At 69.9% G+C, this 20,134-nt stretch carries 15 protein-coding genes; 7 read left to right on the forward strand and 8 right to left on the reverse strand.

Annotated elements, in window-relative coordinates; translation table 11 throughout:
* Positions 1–67: 67 nt before the first annotated feature.
* Together COA07_RS09305 and COA07_RS09310 are read right to left on the reverse strand one after the other, a co-directional pair.
* On the reverse strand, positions 68–2,266 hold the full coding sequence (locus COA07_RS09305) for a beta-glucosidase family protein (protein ID WP_096640845.1): 2,199 nt from the start codon (positions 2,264–2,266) through the stop codon (positions 68–70).
* Entirely contained in the window at positions 2,257–4,851 is a 2,595-nt protein-coding gene (locus tag COA07_RS09310) for a family 20 glycosylhydrolase (protein ID WP_096640847.1), read from the reverse strand. Before COA07_RS09310 ends, COA07_RS09305 begins: the two co-directional genes overlap by 10 nt.
* Before the next feature lie 252 nt (positions 4,852–5,103).
* Between COA07_RS09310 and COA07_RS09315 the strand changes: the two genes are divergently transcribed.
* Positions 5,104–7,884: a TonB-dependent receptor gene (locus COA07_RS09315; protein WP_066712325.1), complete on the forward strand. Its 2,781-nt coding sequence runs from the start codon at positions 5,104–5,106 to the stop codon at positions 7,882–7,884.
* Between the two features lie 25 nt (positions 7,885–7,909).
* Positions 7,910–9,085 (forward strand): acyltransferase family protein, encoded by a 1,176-nt coding sequence (locus COA07_RS09320; protein WP_169803568.1) that lies wholly within the window; start codon positions 7,910–7,912, stop codon positions 9,083–9,085.
* A gap of 10 nt (positions 9,086–9,095) precedes the next feature.
* Here the strand turns inward: COA07_RS09320 and COA07_RS09325 are convergent, their stop codons facing one another.
* Positions 9,096–10,775 carry a sulfotransferase gene (locus COA07_RS09325; protein ID WP_096640849.1) on the reverse strand — a complete coding sequence of 560 codons (1,680 nt, stop codon included), beginning with the start codon at positions 10,773–10,775 and terminating at the stop codon, positions 9,096–9,098.
* 63 nt (positions 10,776–10,838) lie between these two features.
* Here COA07_RS09325 and COA07_RS09330 point away from each other — a divergent pair, with 63 nt between their 5' ends.
* Positions 10,839–11,117 (forward strand): UvrB/UvrC motif-containing protein, encoded by a 279-nt coding sequence (locus COA07_RS09330; RefSeq protein WP_066711335.1) that lies wholly within the window; start codon positions 10,839–10,841, stop codon positions 11,115–11,117.
* 9 nt (positions 11,118–11,126) lie between these two features.
* On the opposite strand, the gene COA07_RS09335 is transcribed toward COA07_RS09330, so the two are convergent.
* Together COA07_RS09335 and COA07_RS09340 are read right to left on the reverse strand one after the other, a co-directional pair.
* Complete coding sequence (locus tag COA07_RS09335; protein ID WP_066711334.1) at positions 11,127–12,398, reverse strand: cytochrome P450; 1,272 nt, start codon at positions 12,396–12,398, stop codon at positions 11,127–11,129.
* Positions 12,399–12,412: 14 nt separating this feature from the next.
* Positions 12,413–14,740: a TonB-dependent receptor gene (locus COA07_RS09340; RefSeq protein WP_245842088.1), complete on the reverse strand. Its 2,328-nt coding sequence runs from the start codon at positions 14,738–14,740 to the stop codon at positions 12,413–12,415.
* A 139-nt stretch (positions 14,741–14,879) separates the two neighbouring features.
* On the opposite strand from COA07_RS09340, the gene COA07_RS09345 reads away from it, so the two are divergent.
* From COA07_RS09345 to COA07_RS09355, 3 genes are all read left to right on the forward strand, one after another.
* The gene (locus COA07_RS09345) at positions 14,880–15,455 is read left to right on the forward strand and encodes a TetR/AcrR family transcriptional regulator (RefSeq protein ID WP_066711333.1); all 576 of its coding nucleotides are present in this window, start codon (positions 14,880–14,882) and stop codon (positions 15,453–15,455) included.
* A 113-nt stretch (positions 15,456–15,568) separates the two neighbouring features.
* Positions 15,569–15,880 (forward strand): EthD family reductase, encoded by a 312-nt coding sequence (locus COA07_RS09350; RefSeq protein WP_169803535.1) that lies wholly within the window; start codon positions 15,569–15,571, stop codon positions 15,878–15,880.
* Positions 15,877–16,788: an alpha/beta fold hydrolase gene (locus tag COA07_RS09355; protein ID WP_066711331.1), complete on the forward strand. Its 912-nt coding sequence runs from the start codon at positions 15,877–15,879 to the stop codon at positions 16,786–16,788. Before COA07_RS09350 ends, COA07_RS09355 begins: the two co-directional genes overlap by 4 nt.
* Positions 16,789–16,915: 127 nt before the next feature.
* Here the strand turns inward: COA07_RS09355 and COA07_RS09360 are convergent, their stop codons facing one another.
* The 3 genes from COA07_RS09360 to pyk form a co-directional block, all read right to left on the reverse strand.
* On the reverse strand, positions 16,916–17,530 hold the full coding sequence (locus tag COA07_RS09360; RefSeq protein WP_066711330.1) for an opacity protein: 615 nt from the start codon (positions 17,528–17,530) through the stop codon (positions 16,916–16,918).
* 258 nt (positions 17,531–17,788) lie between these two features.
* Positions 17,789–18,130: an HNH endonuclease gene (locus COA07_RS09365; RefSeq protein WP_245842089.1), complete on the reverse strand. Its 342-nt coding sequence runs from the start codon at positions 18,128–18,130 to the stop codon at positions 17,789–17,791.
* A gap of 81 nt (positions 18,131–18,211) precedes the next feature.
* Entirely contained in the window at positions 18,212–19,714 is a 1,503-nt protein-coding gene (gene pyk / locus COA07_RS09370; RefSeq protein WP_066711329.1) for a pyruvate kinase, read from the reverse strand.
* A gap of 69 nt (positions 19,715–19,783) precedes the next feature.
* Here pyk and COA07_RS09375 point away from each other — a divergent pair, with 69 nt between their 5' ends.
* Positions 19,784–20,074 (forward strand): DUF1244 domain-containing protein, encoded by a 291-nt coding sequence (locus COA07_RS09375; protein ID WP_066711336.1) that lies wholly within the window; start codon positions 19,784–19,786, stop codon positions 20,072–20,074.
* Positions 20,075–20,134 lie beyond the last annotated feature (60 nt).

Consider the following 20,134-nt stretch of genomic DNA (forward strand, 5'->3'; position numbering starts at 1 on the left):
CGCGCGTCTCTCCCCTTGTCGCTCTGGAAGCGTCCCTAAAGCGGTTTGCGAAGGGATTGAACCGCCATCACGCGCCGAAGCGCGTCGCGGGCAGTACGATGTCGACGGGTGGTCCCAGGTCGCGCGACGAGGCGCCGATGCGGAAGCGATAGCGGCCGGGGGCGATCACCCACTGCCCGCCGGCGGTGTCGAACGTCGCCAGCAGGCGCGGGTCGATCGCGATCGTCGCCGCCTGTCGCGCGCCCGGCGCCAGCGTGCGCCGCGCCCAGCCGGCCAGCCGCCGCGGCGCTTCCCAGCCGCCGCCGACCCGCTCGACATACAATTGCGCGACCGCGGCGCCCGTGCGCGCGCCGGTGTTGCGGATCACCGTCGTCGCATGAAGGCCGCGCGCATCGCGCGCGATGCGCGGCGCGGCGAAGGCGAAGCGGGTGTAGGACAGGCCGTGGCCGAAGGGATACAGCGGCGCGATGCCGTCGCGGTCGAACGCCTTGTAGCCGACCGCCGCGCCCTCGCAATAATCGACCGTGAAGCGGGCGCCCGGTGTCGGTGCGCCGCCGAACGGGCGGCAGCGCCCGGCACGGTCGTCGCGCGGCAGGGTGATCGGCAAATGGCCCGACGGATTGACCGCACCGGTCAGCAGCCGCGCGATCGCCGCGCCGCCGCCCGCGCCGGGATACCAGGCCTGGAGGATCGCATCGACCCGCTCCGCCCAGGGCATCAGCACCGCGCCGCCGGTTTCCAGCACCACGACGCTGCGCGGCGCGGCGCGTGCCACCGCGTCGATCAGCGCGTTCTGCGCATCGGGCAGGGTGAGCGAGGTGTCCTGCGATTCGGCGGTCCATTGCGTGGCGAAGACGATCGCGGCGTCGGCGCGGGCGGCGGCGCGCGCCGCGGCGGCCGGATCGCGCCCGTCGAGATAGTCGATCGTCACCCCCGGCATCGCGCGGCGCAGCTCAGCCAGCGGGGAGGACGGCAGGTAGATGACGGGGCCGGGCCAGCCGGTCGGCGCCAGCCCCTTCACCGCCGAGCCGCCGCGCGGATGCACCTGCGACGAACCGCCGCCGGACAGCACGCCGGCATCGGCATGGCCGCCGATCACCACGATGCGGCGCAGCGCCGCTGCGCGCAGCGGCAGCGTGGCGCGGGCGTTGCGCAGCAGCACCGCGCCCCTCTCCGCCGCATCCTGCGACACCGCGGTGTCGGCGGCGGTGTCGATCGGGGCGATCGCGACCGGGTGGTCGAACAGCCCGTTGGCGAACATCGCGCGCAGGATGCGCCGCACCATGTCGTCGAGCCGCGCGGCCGGCACCTGCCCGGCGTCGATCGCGGCGGCGAGCGGCGCGCCGAAATAGGGCTGCGCATCGAAGGTGGCGGCGGATTCCTGATCCAGCCCCGCATTGGCCGATGCCACGGTCGAATGGACCGCACCCCAGTCCGACATCACCCAGCCGGGATAGCCCCAGCGCGCCTTCAGCACGTCGCGCAGCAGCGGCGCATTCTCGCACGCATAGGCGCCGTTGACGATGTTGTAGGCGCACATCACCGCCCCCGGCCGCCCGCGCTCGATCGCGATCTGGAACGCCAGCAGGTCCGACTGGCGCAGCGCCGCCGGGTCGATCCGCGCGTCGAGCGTGAATTGATCGGTCTGCTGCGCGTTCAGCACGTAATGTTTGACGGTCGATACGATATGGTTCGACTGGATGCCCGCGATCTGCGCGCCGACCATCCGCCCGGCCAGCAGCGGGTCTTCGCCGCCATATTCGAAATTGCGCCCGTTGCGCGGCTCGCGCGTCAGGTTGATGCCGCCCGCGAGCAGGACGTTGAAGCCGTAGCGGCGTGCCTCGCCGCCGATCATCGCGCCGCCGGCCCGCGCGACGCCTTCGTCCCAGCTGGCGATCGTCGCCAGCGTGCTGGGCAGCGCGACCGCCGGGCGCGACGTGCGCGCGGTCGGCTGGGTCGCGACGCCCATCGCGGCATCCGCTTCCCACAAGGGCGGGATGCCGAGCCGGGGCACGCCCGGCACATAGCCCGCGGACCCTTCGCGCGCGGCGGCGGGCGGGTGCGCGTCCGGCTTGCCCACCTGGTCCGACGCGAAATCGCCGATCACCATCGCCAGCTTTTCCTCGCGGGTCATCGCCGCCAGCACCAGCGCGGCGCGGCGATCGGGCGACAGCGCCGGATCGTGCCAGTCGTCGGCGCGCGGGGCGGCGCCGAGCAGCAGCGGTGCGGCGAGTGCGAGCGCGGCGGCGAGCCGGGTCATTGCCATGCCGCGCGCGCCGGGACGACGGTGATCGTGCGGCTGACGCGGCGCCCGTCGTGCGTGACGGTGCGCAACTCGGTCGCGCCGCCCACCGCGACCGGACCGGTGTAGCGCGTCCAGGCGCCGCCGGCGGGGCGATAGTCGATCGCGGTCCCCGGCAGTTCGCTGTTCGCCTCCAGCCGGCCAGCGACGATCCGCGCGCCGGGCGGTGCCAGGCGATAGATGATGCCGTCGCCCTCCAGCGCGGTCAGCCGTTCGGCGACACGGCCCGCGAAGTCGCGCCAGCCCGCCAGCAGCGCGGCGCTGTCGACCCGCGCATCGCCATAGGAATAGCTGGCGCCGGGCGTGTAGGCCGGTTCCCACGCCGGCGTCGACCAGCCGCGTTCCGCCAGCGCGAACAGCCGCGGGAACAGCATGTATTCGACCTGCGAATCGCGCCGCACCATCTCGCTCCACAATTGCCCCTGGATGCCGGCGACATGGTGGCCGGGGGCGAGCGGTACCGGATCGGCGATCGTGCCCGGACGGTTGAGGATATCCGTCACCACCGCGCCATTGGCGGGCAAATTGCCGGGCATGAAGGCATAGAGGCGGAACAGGTCGATCTCCCGCGTGGCCCAGGTCGCACCGGGTTCGTCGGGCGACACCGCCTGCGGCATGTCGAGATAGGTGACGTCGGGGATCGACAGGATCACCGGCCAGCCGCGGTTGGCGTGGGCATGCGCCTCCGCCACGCCCGGCCCGAACAGCCCGCCCCAGACATAGGATTGCATCTGCGCGGGCAGCTTGTCGGCATCGGCATGGGTCAGCCCGTCGCTCCACGCGCCCGCGCGGATGCCGCGCGCCGCCAGCATCGCGGCCACCCGTTCGACGAAGCGCGCGCCGAGATGCGCGATCGGCGTGCCGGTGCGCGCCGCCTCCGCACGGCAGGCGGGCGAATCGCGCCACGCGCCGGCGGTCTCGTCCGCGCCGATATGGTAGAGACGCAGCGGAACCCCGGCCTTCGCATGGAGCCGCGCCATCGCCGCGACGACGGTGTCGAGGAAGCGATAGGTCTGCGGGATGCAGACGTTCAGCGTATTGTCGTCGTACAGCTGGATGCTGAGGTATCGGGTCGTGTCGGCCGGTTCGACCAGCCGGTAGCGTTCGGCCTCCGCGATGCGGCCGGCGGCGGCGAGCCGGCGGTAGCGCGCCTCCATCGCCTTGATCGCGGCGCGCGAATGGCCGGGCATGTCGAACGAGGGGACGACGGTGATCTGCCGCGCCTTCGCCGCGGCCAGGATGGCCAGATAATCGCTCTCGGTCAGGTAGCCGTTGGTGGGCGCGCCGCGCGCCGGGTCGGCGCCCAGCTGCGGTTGCAGGCAGGCGCGGTCGTCCAGGTCGAGGCAGCGGTAGGCGCCGACCTGCGTCAGTTCGGGCAGCGCCGCGATCTGCATCCGCCAGCCTTCGTCGTCGGCCAGGTGAAGGTGCAGCGTGTTGAGCTTGATCGCCGCCATCTGGTCGATGATTCGCAGGATCTCGACGCGGCCGTGGAAGTTGCGCGCGATGTCGATATGCAGCCCGCGATAGCCGAGCCGCGGCGCATCGACGATCGTCAGCGGCTTCATCCGGCGGCCTTCATGCGCGGCCTGCTGCGCCAGCGAGCGCAGCGCATAGGACGCGCCGGCGGCGTCGTGCGCGGCGATCGCGATGCCGCGCGCGTCGACGGTCAGGCGATAGCCCTCCGCCGGCAGCGCCGCATTCCCGACCGCGATCGACAGCGGTACCGCGCCGCTTCCCACCCCGGCGCGGGTGAGGCCGTCGAGCGCCGGCGCGATCGCGGCGCGCGTCACGCCGCGCAGCGTCACGCGCACCCCGCGAGTCAGGTCCAGCGGCGCGCCGTCCGGGCGCTCGACCTGCGCGGGGGCTGGGAGGATCGCGATATCCGGGCGTGCCGCGTCGCCGCGCGCGGCATAGCGGGCGAAGGCGCGGGCCGGGGTCAGCCAGACGTTGCGGTCGACCGCATCGGCCGTGGCGAGCCGCGGCTCGTCGGTCATCGGCGCGACATAGGGCTGCGTTTCCAGCCCCGTGGCCGCATCGGTACCGGGGCGCGTCGCGGCGATCACCACCGGCGCCATCCCCGGCGCGGCGAGCGCGGCATTGGGCATCACGAACGAGCGCGAGAAGAACGGCACCGTGGTGGTCAGGCGCAACCGGTAGTGCCGCCCCGGCGCCAGCGTGCGGCCGGGGCGCACCGCGAAGACGGTGACGTCGCCGTTGACGGTACGGCTGGTGAAATCGTCGCTGTCCAGCGCCAGCACGCTGCCGATCAGGCTGGTGCGGATCTCCAGACCGGCGGGCACCACGATCCCGGCGGGGGTGTCGATGTCGATATCGGCGATCATGCAGCGCCGGGGCGGGGGCGGCGGGGTGGGGGCGCCCGCAGGCACCGGCGCGGCGGCGGGGTCCGCGGGCGGCGGGGGGCAGGTCGTCGGGCGGTTGTCGACCACCGTCACCCGATAGCCCAGCCCCCCGGCCAGCGCGGCGAGATCGGGCGCGGGGGCCGATCCGGCGAGGGGCAGTGAGGCGAGCAGCGACGCGATCAACGGCATCCCGGTCCTTCCGATACGGATAGTGCGCGGGTCGTGATGCCCGGCGGACCGGATGGTGTCACGGCCTGCTCCGGTGCACAATACCAAAATATGACGTTAGAAACATCCAGATACACAAACGTCATATTTGGGCTTGCATCGCGTAACAAATCGGTGCTTCCTTATCCATATCAGTCGTTCCGCGACCGTGGATCGAGCGCGGCTGGAGCGATCGGTAGTACCAAATAATTACATTTGCATTGGGGGCCGGTGATGTTCGTCAAGGGGATTCTGTCGTCCGTCAGCATGATGGCGCTGGCCGCATCGGCCACCGCGCGGGCGCAGGATGCGCCGCCGCCGGCCGTCACGCCCGATCAGGTGCAGGGCGAGGTCGGCGCCGCGCAGCTGCGCAGCGGCGCGCAGGAGGATGGCAACGACATCGTCGTCACCGGCATCCGCGCCTCGATCCAGGCGTCGCTGGACCAGAAGCGCAAGTCGGACATGGTGTCCGAAGTCATCACCGCGCAGGATATCGGCAAGTTTCCCGACAAGAACGTCGCCGATTCGCTCGGCCGGCTGACCGGCGTCAACGTCGTCACCGGATCGTCGGCGGGCGGCGGCTTTGGTGAGAACCAGTCGGTGTCGATCCGCGGCACCGACCCGGAACTGAACCTGACGCTGCTCGACGGGCACAGCCTGGCGACCGGCGACTGGTTCGTGCTGGACCAGGCGAACGGCGGGCGCAGCTTCAACTTCAGCATGTTCCCGTCGGAGATCGTCGGCAGCCTGGAGGTGTACAAGAGCGCCCAGGCCGATATTCCCGAGGGCGGGATCGGCGGCACGATCAACGTCCACAGCCGGATGCCGCTGGACCTGCCGTCGGGCACGTTCAACCTGACCGCGCAGGGTGTGTACAACGACCTGTCCGACAAGTGGAAGCCGCAGGTGTCGGGCGTGGCGAGTTGGAAGAACAAGGCCGGGACGCTGGGTGTGCTCGCCGCCGGCTTCTACGAAGCGCGCGCGTTCCGCCGCGACGGGCAGGAGTTCCTCGGCTATGCCACGCAGGAGAATTTCGCCGGCAGCGGCGTCGACGTCGCCTATCCGGCGTTGATCGGCAATGCCTATTTCACGCAGGAGCGTATCCGCAAGGGCGGGACCGTCACCGTCCAGTTCAAGCCGACCGACCGGCTGGAGCTGACCGCGACCGGCCTGTACACGCGGATGAGCGCCAACAACGTCAACGTGAACAGCATGGCGTGGACCAGCAAGCTGGTCGCGGAAAACTCGACGCCGGGAACGCCGGGCTATTCGCTGGGTCAATATACGACCAAGTCGTACGACGGGATCACCTACCTCACCTCCGCCGCCTGGGGGGCGACCGGTGCGGGCGGGCAGGCGGCGTTCGGGCGCGTGCAGGACGATATCTTCCGCAGCGCCTTCTCCTCGACCTGGAACGGGACGCTGGAGGCCAGGTGGAACCCGGCCGACGACCTGACCGTCCACGCCAACATCGGCTACACCGAGGGGCGCGGCGAAACCAGCAAGGAGCGCGCCTGGGAAAGCTATTGGCAGACCGGCATGAGCTACGCGATCGCGGGCAAGGGCGCGACGATCAGCTATCCGGGCCTGCCGACCGATCCGACGTCGGCGGCCTATCTGAAGAACTATTTCAGCGGGACGTGGGGCGGCTCGACGATCTCGCCCGACACGGAATTCTACACCCAGGCCGACCTGGAGCAGCAATATCCGGACTCGAGCTGGCTGCGCTCGATCAAGACCGGCGCGCGCTTCACCAGCCACAAGCGTGCGGTCAACGCCACCGGCATCCTGTGGGCGGGTAACGAGACGCCGGCGGTGGACCCGCAGAACGGCGCGTCGAACACCAACCAGATCGGGCTGTTCGACGTCTATGCCGGCGCGACCACCCCGGCGGACTTCAACCGCCGGATCGGCGCGGCGACGCGCTATTCGCTGGCGGACCTGGGCAAGGTGGAGGCGATCCTGAACACCCGCGGCGGCGTCAGCGAGGCTTTCTATCCGCCCTCCAGCTTCTCGGTGAAGGAGAACGATGCGTCCTTCTATGCGATGGCGAAGGTCGGCAACGACCGCAACTGGCGCGGCAACATCGGCCTGCGCAGCATCCATACCGACATCAGCACGCTGCAATATTCGCCCAATGTCACGCCGACGATCATCAACAAGTTCGGCGAGTTCGGCGCGGTGAACGACGGCCGGTCGTATTGGGACGTGCTGCCCAGCGCCAACCTGACCTACAACGCGACCGACAAGCTGCTGCTGCGCGCGGCGGTGGCGAAGGTGATGTCGCGGCCGGGCTATGCGCAACTGGCCGGCGCCTTCTCGCTCGACGACCTGAGCCTGTCGGGCAGCGCGGGGGGCAACCCGCGGCTCGACCCGTTCCGCGCGTGGCAGTTCAACCTGGCGGCGGAATTCTATTATGGGCCGCAGGCGCTGCTGTCGGTCGGTGTCTTCGCGCTGGACATCAGCAACTACATCACCACCACGACGTCGCGGCGCTTCTACCGCACCGTGCTGCACCCCAATGGCGCCACCTTCCTGATCGAGGAGCCGGTCAACGGCGGCGGCGGCGTCAACAAGGGCGTGGAGGTGAACTGGCAGCAGCCGATCTACGGCGGCTTCGGCTTCATCGCCAACTACACCTATTCGGATGCCAAGAAGAACGCCGATGCGGTGACCGCGGCGGACAATTTCAGCCGCGAGATCGACGGCAATTCCAAGCACACCTGGAACCTGACCGGCTATTACGAGGACAAGCTGATCAGCACCCGGCTGGCGTACAGCTACCGGTCGAAGTTCCGGTCGGGCATCGATCGTGCGACGCCGATGTGGCAGGACGGGTTCGGGCAGCTCGACGGATCGCTGCTGGTCCACGTGACGCCGCACATCGCGCTGAGCGCGGATGCGCAGAACATCACCAACGCCAAGCTCTATTATTTCGTCGGCGACCCGGCGATCCCGCGTGCCTATTACGACAACGGGCGCACCTTCTACGTCGGGCTGCGGCTGACCTATTGAGCGCCGGATCGGGGAGAGAATGGACATGACCGCCGCTGCACACCCTTCCTCCCCCATCGCGGATGGTCCCGTCGGCCCGGTCGCGACCGGGCCGCGTGACCCGCACGACCGGGCCGGGCGGCGGCTGCGCTCGCTCGACCTGTTGCGCGGGGTGACGGTGGCGGGGATGATCACCGTCAACGCCACCGCCGGGGTGCAGGGGATGGACAAGCCGGTGTTCGCGCCGCTGCTCCACGCCGACTGGGCGGGCTTCACGCTGGCCGACACGGTGTTCCCGGCGTTCCTGACGATGGTGGGCGTGTCGATCGCGATTTCGGCCAAGCCCGACGCGGGCGGCGCGGCGGCGACGCGGCGCGTGTTGGCGCGGGCGGGGCGGATGATCCTGCTGGGCCTGCTGCTGGGGCACATGTTCTTCCTGGCGGACTTCCACAAATATGTGCCGCGCCTGCCGGGCGTGCTGCAGCGGATCGGCATCGTCTTCGCGATCTGCGCGATCCTCTATCCGCGGATGAGCGGGCGGGCGCGGGCGATCGCGGCGGGCGCGTTGCTGGTCGGCTATTGGGGGCTGTGCCTGTTGCCGATGCCCGACGGCAGCGCCACCGACCTGTGGGTGCAGGGGCATAATTTCGTGTCCTGGGTCGACCGCGAAGTGTTCGGCAACTGGCGCTACGTGAAGGGGCCGGACGGCTACGATCCCGAAGGGCTGCTCGGCACGCTGCCGGCGATCGCGCAGGGGCTGCTGGGCACGCTGACGGGCGACTACCTGCGCCGAGGGCTGCCGGTGCCTGCCGCGGCGAAGCGGCTGTTCGTCGCCGGAGTGGCGGGGATGGCGGCGGGGCTGGCGTGGGGTCTGGTGTTCCCGATCGCCAAGAACCTGTGGACCAGCAGCTTCGTGCTGCTCTCCACCGGGCTGACGGTGGCGCTGCTGGGCGCATTCCACGCCTGGTTCGACCGCGACGACCGCCCGGCGACGAAGGGCGACCTGTTCGGCAGTTTCGGGCGCAACGCGATCGCCGCCTATGTGCTGCATGACCTGGCGTCGATCATCCTGACCGGCGATGCGATCCAGCTGCCGTTCCGCTGGCTGGCACCGGTGACGGGCACGCAGGTGGCGGCGCTGGCGCCGGTGGCGATCTTCGTCGCGATCGTCTGGTATCCGATCGCCTATATGGACAAGCGCGGCTGGTATTTGCGCGTCTGACCGCGCGGCGTCAGACGGTGTGGCCGCCCCGTTCCAGCGCGGCGGCGACCACCGGGACGACCGGCGCGAGTGACGCCGCGTGGGCGCGCCACCGTTCCACCGAGCGGGCGTGCAGCGGCTCGCGCACCTGCGCATGGCTCGGCGTGGGGGCGTGGCGCGACTGGCGGTGGAAATCGCGTTGCGCCGGGTGCGGGGGCAGGCCGATCGCGGCCATCACGCGCGCCACCTGCGCCGCCGCGTCGGTCACCAGATCCTCGTAGCGGACGACCAGCGGGGCGATGCCCAGCCGCTCGCGATAGTCGACGACCAGATCCGACACACCCGCCAGGTGATGCGCGGCATCCTCCAGCCGGTAGGCGCAGTTCGCGCCATGCGTCATGTCGTGCGCCATCATCGACACCAATGTGTCGAGCGGGTGGCGGCGCATCAGCAGCAGCGGCGCGTCGGGGAAGGCGAGGCGGATCAGCGGAGCGTCGACCTCGTTCAGCGGCATCTTGTCGGTGAAGAATCGCGCGCCGCCGTCCAGCCCGTATTGCCGTGCGCGCGCAAGGTAGAAATCGCGGAACAGTGCCGGCAGATGGTGCCGGTCGGCGATCCGCAGCCGCGCGACCGAGACCGGCAGCGGGAGGTCGGTGCCCAACAGCCCGTGGGCGAAGCCGCGCAGCTGCGCCACGAACGGCAGTTCGCCGCCGGCGCGGATATCGGGATGCGCCGACAGGATCTGTTCCAGCAGCGTTGTGCCCGATCGCGGCATCCCCATGATGAACACGGGTTGCGCGACGTCGCCGCGCGGTGGGGCGGCGGGCAGCACTGCGGGCCATGTGCGCTGCTGCGCGAACCGCCGGTCCACCGCGTCGCGATCATAGGGACGGGCGAGCCGCGCCTTGCCCGCCACCAGATCGCGCCACGCCGCCTCGTGCCGCCCGGCGCGGTCGCGCAGTCGCCCGCGCAGCAGCAGCGCCGCGCCACCGGCATCGTCGGGTAGCCGGTCGAGCTGCGCCAGCGCCTCGCGCCAGCGCCCGCCGATCGCCAGCACGCGCGCGTCCAGCAAGGCGACGTCGCGGCCCGCGGCGGCGGCGATCCGTTCGGCGTGCGCGAAGGCCGCCTCGGCGGCGGGGGCGTCGCCCGATTGCTCGGCCGCCTCGGTCGCCAGGATCGCCGCGTCGAGCGCGCCGGGCGCGGCCGCCAGTGCCTCGCGTGCCAGCGCGGCGGCGTCCTGCGGCTCGCCCAGCCGCAGCAGCGCGCGACCCAGCGCGGGCGCCAGCTGCGCCGCCTGTGCGGCGGGCAGGTGGCGGCGTGCGACGCGCAGATGCCACGCGCCCTCCACCAGCGCCTCGCGCTGGATCATCCGCTGCCCGACGAAGGCGTGGGCGGCCGGGCCGTCCGGCGCGATCGCGATCGTATCGCGCGCCACCGCCTCCGCTTCGTCATCGCGGCCGTGGCGCAACAGAAAATGCGCTAGGTCGTCGCGCGCCCACAAGGCGTCCGGCGCGACCGTGACCAGATGGCGCAGGCAGCGTTCGGCGCGCGCCGGGTCGCCGCAGGCCTCGGCAGCGAGCGCGGCGATTTCGAGCAGGTCGATGTCGTCGGGCGTCGCCGCCAGTTGCTGCGCCGCGGCCTGCGCGACGGCGGCTGCCCGCCCGGCGTGGAGCGCCTGGCGCAGCGAATCGATCGAGGCGGTGCGGTTCATGGTTCGCGGCGTAGCATAGTCCGCGCACACGCACCGATCCGGCGCGCGATGCGTTGATCGCGCATGACCGAGGATATCGCCGCGCTGCACGCGCAGATGGAGGCCGCCGCCGCGGCGCTGGATTTCGAGGAGGCGCGGCGGCTGCGCGATCGTATCAACCTGATCCGTGGCGGCGCCAGCGACGCGCAGGCGGCCGCAGCCGATACGCAGGGGCTGGAACGCCAGCGCCCCGGTAGCATGGGACTGGGCACCAGCCGGCAGCGGGTCGAGCCGCCCGCCGGCTGGGTGCCGCCGCCCCGCCCCGACCTGATGACCCGCCGACGCCGCGACCGGCGGGGGTAGGGCGAAGTATCAGTGGGCGGCGTGCGATGCCTCCGCCGCCATCTCCAGCCGCACCGGCAGGCTGCGAATCCCGCTGACGAAGGCTGCCTGGGTGTACAGCGCCGGCCCGTCCGCCACGACCGACGTGACGTTGCGGCTGAAGGCGCGGAAGAACGCCTCGATCTCCAGCTTGGCGACGAACTGCCCCAGGCATTGGTGCGGGCCGTAGCCGAAGGCGAGGTGGTTGTTGGGGGTGCGATCCGCGACGAACCGCTGGGCGTCGGGGAACACCGCATCGTCGCGGGTCGCCGCGCCGTAGTTGAGCATGACGTGATCGCCCGCGCGGATCACGACGTCGTCGATCGTGTAATCCTGCGTCGCGGTGCGGAAGAAATGCTTGACCGGCGCGGTGTAGCGGATCGCCTCGTTGGCGAAGCTCTTCACCAAGGCGGGATCGTCGCGCAGGCGCGCGATCAGCGACGGATCGTCGATGAGGGCGCTGATCCCCCCGGCGATCGAGGCCGCGGTGGTGTCATGGCCGGCGGTGGCGACGATCACGTAATAGCCCAGCCGTTCCGACGGGGTCAGGTCGCGTGCGCCCTCCAGCCCGCGGGCGATCAGCGTGCCGACATCGTCCTGCGGGTCGGCCAGCTTGCGCGCATTCACCTCCGCGAAGAAGGCGGCATATTCCTGCACGACCGTGGTCAGATGTTCGCCGATCGTCAGCCCCGGCCGGCGCACCGCCGGGTCGCTTGCCCCGAAAATCTCGTGCGTCAGCTTCAGCATCCGCGCCTCGTCCGCCGGCGGGATGCCCAGGATCGTCATCGCGACGCGCAGCGGGTACCAGAACACCACGTCGGCGGCGATGTCGCAGCGCCCGCCGGCAAAGCTGCGCAGACGCCCGACGAATTCGTCCGCCAGCCCGTCGACCATCGCCTCCAGTCGGCGGATGTTCTTGGGCAGGAAATAATCCTGCGTCATCGCGCGCAATTCCTGGTGGCGCGCGCCGTCGATCATCACCAGCGATTCGACCCCGGCCTCCAGCCCGAAGAACTGGCGGTTCATCTCTTCCACCTCGACCGGCATCAGCGTGCTGCGCGGGCCGGCGTTGAAGATGTCCGCGCGGCGTTCCACCTCGCGGATATGCGCGTGGCGCGTCAGCACCCAGAAGGACCGGTACCCGGGCGGTTCCGCCCGGGCGACGGGATGTTCGGTGCGCAGCCACGTCATGAACGCCTGCAACCGTGCGGGATCGCCGTAGATCGCGGGATCGGCGATCTGGTTGACGTCGAACGCTTCCATCGCTCGCCCTCCGGTCAGAACGACGCCCGGACGCGCAGGCCGTAGGTGCGCGGCGGGGCGAGATAGGCGTTCTGGTCCCCGGTCTGGATCGGGGTGTTGAACGCCTGGGTGGGGTAAATTTCGTTGGTCAGATTCTGCCCGAACGCCTCCACGGTCAGCCCCGAACGTAGCTTCAGCCCCAGGTTGGCGTTGAGCAGGTGCACCGCGCCGCGTTCCGCCAGCGAGGCGGTGTTGATGAGCTGGCTGCCGCTATACTGGTATTGCACGCGCGCGGTCAGGTTGACCTCGTCGGTGAGCGGCTGGTCGAGGTTGAGCGTCGCATTGCCCTGGAACTTCGGCGCGAAGCGGAACCGCGAATTGGACAGCACGGCGTCGATCGTCGGATCGGCGCCGTATTGCGCGTGCGGCAGCCAGGTGCCGTCCAGCCCCAGCGTCAGCGCGGGCGTCAGCTGGAACAGGTTCTCGATCTCCACGCCGTAATCGGTCGCCGAGCGCGCGTTGAGCACGGTGAAGCGCAGGCCCACGAACTGCGCCACCTGCACGTCCGAAATGTCGTAATAGAAGAACGAGATGTTGGTACGCGCGCGGCGATCGAGATATTCGAACTTGCCGCCGATTTCATAGGCGTTGACGGTTTCCGGGCGATACACCGGATTGGCTGGCACCGCACCCGGCCGTTCGGCCGGATTGTTGGCGACCAGCCCGCCGCCGTTGGAGTCGATGTTGACGCCGCCCGCCTTGAAGCCGCGATTGTACGTGGCGTACAGCATCACGTCGTCGACCGGACGGTATTGAAGCCCGACGGTCCCGCTGAACGCCTTGTCGGTGGTCGAGCGGTCGTAAGCGGGACCGGGCGAGACGCCCAGCACGCGGAACACCGCATTGGGACGCGGATCGTAGAAGCCGTAGCGGAACGCGCCCTGTTTCTCCTCCACCGAATAGCGGATGCCGCCGATCACGCTGAACTGATCACTCAGCCGCGCATCGAGGTGCGCGAACCCGGCGTAGGATTTCGAACGTCCGTTCATGAACTCGATGGCGATACGACTGTTCGTGGCGGACACCGTGCCCGGCGGAATGCCCGCGCCGGCGAGCACCGCGTCCCAATAGGTCTGCGCCTGTGTGCCCCAATAAAGGTTGCGGTCCATGTTGAGCCGCTCGTCCGAGAAGAAGCCGCCGACGACCAGGTCGGCGTTCAGCGCCTCGATCTTGCCGTTGTAGGTCAGCTCCTGCGAGAAGAACTTGCTGCGGAACCCTTCGTCAAGGCTGAGTACGTCGGCACCGGAGAAGTCGGCATCGGCATCGGTCTGCTGCAGGGTGAAACGGCGCAGCGCGGTGACCGAGCGGATCTCGCCGTTGCCCACGCCGATGTTGACCAATGCCGTCCCGCCGTAATCCTCGATCGACTGAAGGCTGCGCGCGCTGAGCGAGGCCTGGAAGTCTTCCAGACGGCGCGACGGCACGCGGCGGCCGTTGGCGAGCGTCAGCGCATCGATCAGCGGCTGCGTCGGGCCGTTGATATAGTCGCTGGTCGCATAGCAGCAGTCGCCGGAGCTGTGCGCATAGTCGCCGATGAGGCGGATCGTCAGGTCCGCGCTCGGTTCGAACAGCAACTGGCCCTTGACCGCCTGGCTGGCGTCGTTGTTGAGCGAGCGGCCGGTCGTAGCATCCTTGTAGAATCCGTCGCGCTTGCCCGCCAGGCCGGCGATTCGGAACGACAGCGTGTCGCTGAGCGGTACCGACACCGCCGCGCGGGCCAGCACCGTCTGGTAATTGGCGTAGCTGAGGTCGACCAGCCCCTCGGTCCGGTCGAGGCTGGGCTTGGTGGAGGTCAGCAGCAGCGCGCCGGCGGTGGTGTTCTTGCCGAACAGCGTTCCCTGCGGACCGCGTAGCACCTGGAGGTTGTCGATGTCGAGGAAGTTCTGAAGCGCGGAGGCGGCGCGGCTGCGATAGACGCCGTCGATGAAGACGCCGACCGATCCTTCGAAGCTGCGGCTGTTGCCGGTGGTGCCCAGCCCGCGGATGATGACATTGGCCGACGAGGTGGCGATGTTCGTCGCGCGGAAGCTGATGCTGGGGCTGATCGCCTGGATGTTGGCGACGTTGTCGACCCGTGCGGTTGCCAGCGTATCCGCATCGGCGGCGGTGATCGCGATCGGCACGTCCTGGATGTTCTCGGCGCGGCGCTGCGCGGTGACGACGATGTCTTCCAGCCCGCCGCTACCCTGCTGGGCGGCCGGTGCGGGGGCCGACGAATCGGTGGCGGGTGCCTGGGCATAGGCCGGGCAGGCCAGCGCGATCGGGGCCACGGACACCAGAATACGCCATTTGTTCATCGACATCGCTTTTCCTCTCCCATGTGTCGAGGGCCTCTGGGGGCTTCCCGTTCACCGGGCGCTACCATGACAAGAGTTATGGAACAAGTGTATCTTATCTTTGCCGTCGATTTGCGGGCGGCGGGCGGCGGGCGTATGCAGCGCCATGGCGACCGATGGACCGCATGACAGGCTGGACGAGCGGCAGCGCAGGACGCGCGCCGCGTTGCATGCGGCGCTGGGCCGGCTGGCGGAGCGCATGGAATATTCGGCGATCGGGGTCAGCATGGTCGCGCAGGAGGCGGGCGTCGGCCGTCCGACCTTCTACCGCCATTACACCGGCGTCGACGCGCTGCTGGTCGACCGGCTGCGAGCGGACCTGGTCGAGCAGCACGCGCTGGCCGAGCGGCTGGTGCAGGCGCGGACCCCGATACGCGACGCGCATGTCGCGACATCGCGTTTCGCGCTGGAACGGATCGCGTCGCAGCCGCGGCTGTACCGCGCCTTGCTGGACGGGTCGGCGGGCGCCAATGCCGTCACGCTGTTCCGTGAGCAGGTGGCCGGGCTGGCGACGATGCGCGACGTGCTGGCGCGCGCGGGCGACGGGCATGTCGCGCGATTGACGGTCGGGATATTGTCGGGCGCGGTCAGCGGGTTCCTGCTGGCGTGGACCGAAGGCGGGCTGACGCCGCCGCCGTCGGTCGCGGCCGAATTGCTGGTGGATTCGCTGCGGCTGGCGTGAGCGCGCCCTTGTGATCCGCACATAACGGAAGTTATGCTTTTCGCCGAGACCCGCGAATCGGGCCGGCGAAGGGGTGTCGCAGGACGCCCGCGCCCCGAATGGAGGATGAGGACATGGTCACGCTGTCGATCGCCTACCCCTATGCCGCCGATGCGCGGTTCGACGCGGACTATTTCACCGGCACGCATATCCCCTTGTGCCGCGACGTGTGGGGGGATGCGGTGACGGGCGTGACCGTGCATCTGGCGGTGGCCGGGCTGACGGGCGACCCGGCGTTCGCGGCGATCGCGCAGGTGGAGTTCGCGTCGATGGAGGCGTTCCAGCAGGCGATCGGCCTGCCGCGCAACGCGGAGGTGCAGGGCGACGTGCCGAATTATTCGTCGGTGGCGCCGCTGGTGCAGCTCAGCCGGAAGGCCATCGGATGATACCGCCGGACGCGTCCGGGCCGAGCTGGACACCCGATCCGGGGAGCGGCATCGACATCGCGCAGGTCGCGGCCAACGGGCTGACGTTCGAAGTCGCGCAGGCGGGCGAGGGCGATCATCTGGCGCTGTGCCTGCATGGCTTTCCCGAACTTCACTACAGCTGGCGCCACCAGATCCCGCTGCTGGCGGCCAAGGGCTATCGCGTCTGGGCGCCCAACCAGCGCGGCTATGGCGCATCGTCCCGCCCGCCCGAGGTTGCCGACTACAGCGCGGACCGGATCGTCGCCGATGCCGCGGCGCTGTTCGACGCCAGCGGGGCGAAGAAGCTGACCCTGGTGGCGCACGACTGGGGCGGGGCGATCGCGTGGATGTTCGCGATCAACCGCATCCGCCCGGTCGAGCGGCTGGTGGTGATGAACCTGCCGCACCCGCGCTGTTTCCAGCGCGCACTGGGGCACTGGCCGCAGCGGCGGCGAAGCTGGTACATGGCGTTCTTCCAATTGCCTTGGTTGCCCGAACGAATGCTGCTGAGCGGCGATGCCGCCGCGATCCGCCGCGCGTTCCGCGGCATGGCGGTGGACAAGTCGCGCTTCCCCGACGCGGTGCTGGACGTCTACGCCCGCGCGGCGCAGCGCCCCGGCGCGATTACCGCGATGGTCAACTGGTATCGTGCCGCGGTGCGCCATCGCGATCGCATGGCGCTCTCGAACGGCGGTCGCGTCGAGGTGCCGACGCTAATCGTGTGGGGCGAGGAAGACACCGCGCTGGGGGTGGAGACGCTGGAGGGCACGGAGCAATACGTCGCCGACCTGACGATCCGGCGGCTGCCCGGCGTATCGCACTGGGTGCAGCAGGAAGCGCCCGAGGCGGTCAATGCGATCCTGGAGGAGTGGCTGCCGCCCGCGTGACGGGATCGCGGACGCCGGACACGGAAAAGGGGCGGGCCATTCGGCGCCGCCCCTTCCCTTCCGCACGGAACACAACTGGTGCGGACCGGTCGCCTGGTGCTCCCTTGGCGACCGGAAGCTCGTCAGATCAGAAGTGGGCGATCACGCCCAGCGTCGGACGGAAGCTGTTGGTCCAGCCGAAGGTCGACACTTCACCGCGCAGGCGGATGCCCGAATTGCCGGTGATGCCGCCCAGGCCGATCTCCTTCGGACCGACTTCGAAGCCGATGCCGTAGGTGACGTCGTGGAAATCGCGGGTGGTGTCGACGCGCTTGTCGAAGTTAACCCACTGATAGCCGACCTTGCCGTAGATCATGCCGCTCTCACCGGCGCGGAAGCCGAAGCGGCCGGCGGCGCCATACTGCCAGTCGATGTCGCCCGACACGCCCTTGGCCACATTGCCCTCGGCACCGATGAACACCGGACCCAGCGGCACGTTGACCCCGACCAGCCCCTCGACCAGCGAACCGTTCAGCTTGTCGCCGATCGGTGCGCCCGGCACGCTGTCCTTCGAGAATTCTTCCCAGCCGCCGCGCACGCCGAAATACGGCTCGATGCCGAAGGCGCGGGTGCCGTCGGGCGCGGTCGCCGTGTCGGCGGCGGGGGCAGGAGCCGCCGTCGTGGAATAGGTGTCCTGCGCCAGCGACGGGGTCGCCACGAACGCGGCAGACGCGGCAACGGCCGCGAGAACGAGCTTACGCATACGCTTCCTCAAACTTCTGTGTTGCCCGGTGACTGGGCCGCAACGGCGGCCGCCGGGACTGGGACTGGCTGAACCGCGGGGCGCGCGCTTGGTTGCTCGCACCTGCACACAAAATCGCAGCTTTGCGGGGAGTGTTGCGGAACTGTCACGCTTCCTGTCGTCCGGATGAACGGAAGTGCGGGTTTGTGGCGGCGATGCGGCGGGGGTGCCGCAAAACGGTCACGGACAGGGCGACGTCGTGATGAGGGTGGGCACGGGCTATTCCCGGCGGGCGCGGCGGGTGGCGGCGTGGAAGTCGGCGGGCTTGTCGGCGATCCAGCGCAGGAAGCGCGCGATGTCCGGCCGGTCGCGGATCGCCGCGAGCGCCCCGGCACGCGCGAGCGTCGCATTGTCGGCGGCGGCGTGGATCGCGCGGTGGCAGATCGGGTGGAGCGGTACGGTGTCGGTCCCGCCTTCGCCGCGTGGGACGACGTGATGCCATTCGACCCGTGCGCCCAGCGGGCGGTCGCACAGCGCGCAGCGATCGTCGGGCGTGCGCCGGGTTGCGGCGAGCGCCGCCGCGGCGGCCAGCCCCGCCTTTCGCCTAACCCTGCCGGTCATGGGCGGAGAAAGCGCAGCGGCGGCCGGCGTTCCACCCGCCACCGCGTTACCCGATAAGCGGGCGGCGTTCAGCGCGCGGCGTTAGCGCGCGTCGGGGCCGCGATAGTCCTTCAATTCGTCACCCACGATCCGCACGACATGCAGCACGTTGGTGGAGCCTGGGGTGCGGAACGGCACGCCGGCCATGACGATGACGCTGTCGCCGGCCTTGGCGATCCCCTGGCGCAGCGCGATCCGTTTGGCCTTGGCGACCATCTCCTCGAAGGATTCGACGTCGCGGGTGTTGACGTTGTGGGTGCCCCACAACAGCCCCAGGCGGCGCGCGGTATCCTTGCTGGGGGTCAGCACCAGGATCGGCACGCCCGGCCGCTCGCGCGAGATGCGCCGCGCGGTCGAACCGGAGGTGGTGAAGCAGATGATCGCCGACGCCGACACCGTCTCCGCGATGTTCTTCGCCGCCTCGGCCAGCGCGTCGGCGGTGGTGGGATCGGGGCGCGTGACGGTGAAATGCACGCGGTCGCCGTGCATCGGGTCGCGTTCCACCGCATCGCCGATCGCGTTCATCATCGCGACCGATTCGATCGGCCACTGGCCCGCGGCGCTTTCCGCCGACAGCATGATCGCATCCGCGCCGTCGTAGATGGCGGTGGCGACGTCGGACACCTCCGCGCGGGTCGGCGAGGGCGAGACGATCATCGATTCGAGCATCTGGGTCGCGACGACCACCGGGCGGCCCATCCGCCGCGCGGTTTCCACGATCCGCTTCTGCAGCGGCGGCACCGACTGCGGCGGCAGTTCGACGCCCAGGTCGCCGCGCGCGACCATCACGCCGTCGCACAGCTCGACGATCTCATCGAGGCGCTCGATCGCGGCGGGCTTCTCGATCTTGGCGAGCAGCGCGGCGCGCCCCTCGATCAGCTTGCGCGCCTCGGCCAGATCCTCGGGCCGCTGGACGAACGACAGCGCGATCCAGTCCACCCCCTGGTCGACCGCGAAGGCGAGGTCGGAGCGGTCCTTTTCGGTCAGCGCCGCCATCGGCACGACGACATCGGGGACGTTCAGCCCCTTGTTGTCGCTCAGCGGGCCGCCGACCTCGACGGTGGTGACGATGCGGTCGGCGTCATGATCGGTGACGCGCAGGACGAGCTTGCCGTCGTCCAGCAGCAGCCGCGCGCCCGGCTCGATCGCGGCGAAGATCTCGCGATGCGGCAGGCGCACGCGGGTCGCGTCGCCCGGCGTCGTATCGTGGTCGAGCGTGAAGGTGCTGCCGGTGACCAACGTGACGCGCCCGTCGGCGAACTTGCCGACGCGCAGCTTCGGCCCCTGAAGGTCGGCGAGGATGGTGGAGGGGCGGTTGAAGCGTTCCTCCAGCGAGCGGATCGCGGCGATGACCGCCTTCTTCGATTCCTGATCGCCATGGCTCATGTTGATGCGGAAGGCGTCGGCCCCCGCCTGGAACAAGGTGGCGATCATCTCCGGCGTGTCGCTGGCCGGGCCGAGCGTGGCGAGCACGCGGACCTTGCGCGAGCGCGGGAGCACCGTTTCTTTATCGGTGGGACGGGCGTTCTGGGGATCGAGGGTCATGCCGCTTCCTGCTTTGCCGCGCCGCCTCTACCCGTTACCGCGAACAGTTCAACCTCCCGGAGGCCCATGATGGACAGGCTCGACACGATTGACGATGCGGCGGCGGCGGCGGCGTTCCGCCGGCTGGTGCGCCATCTGCGCCACCGCAGCGATGCGCAGAACGTCGACCTGATGGGGCTGGCGGGGTTCTGCCGCAACTGCCTGTCGGACTGGATCGGCGAGGCGGCGGGGCTGGACCGCGACACCGCGCGCGAGGCGATCTACGGCATGCCCTATGCCGCGTGGAAGGACGCGCATCAGGGCGAGGCGACCCCGGAGCAACTGGCGCGGATGGCCGAAAGCGTGAAGAAGAACGCCTGAGGCGGTTGCGTCGCCGGTCCCCTTGAGCCTAGCGTCCCGCGGATAACAGGGAGTTACGGG

The organism is Sphingomonas adhaesiva, assembly GCF_002374855.1.
GTDB lineage: Bacteria > Pseudomonadota > Alphaproteobacteria > Sphingomonadales > Sphingomonadaceae > Sphingomonas > Sphingomonas adhaesiva.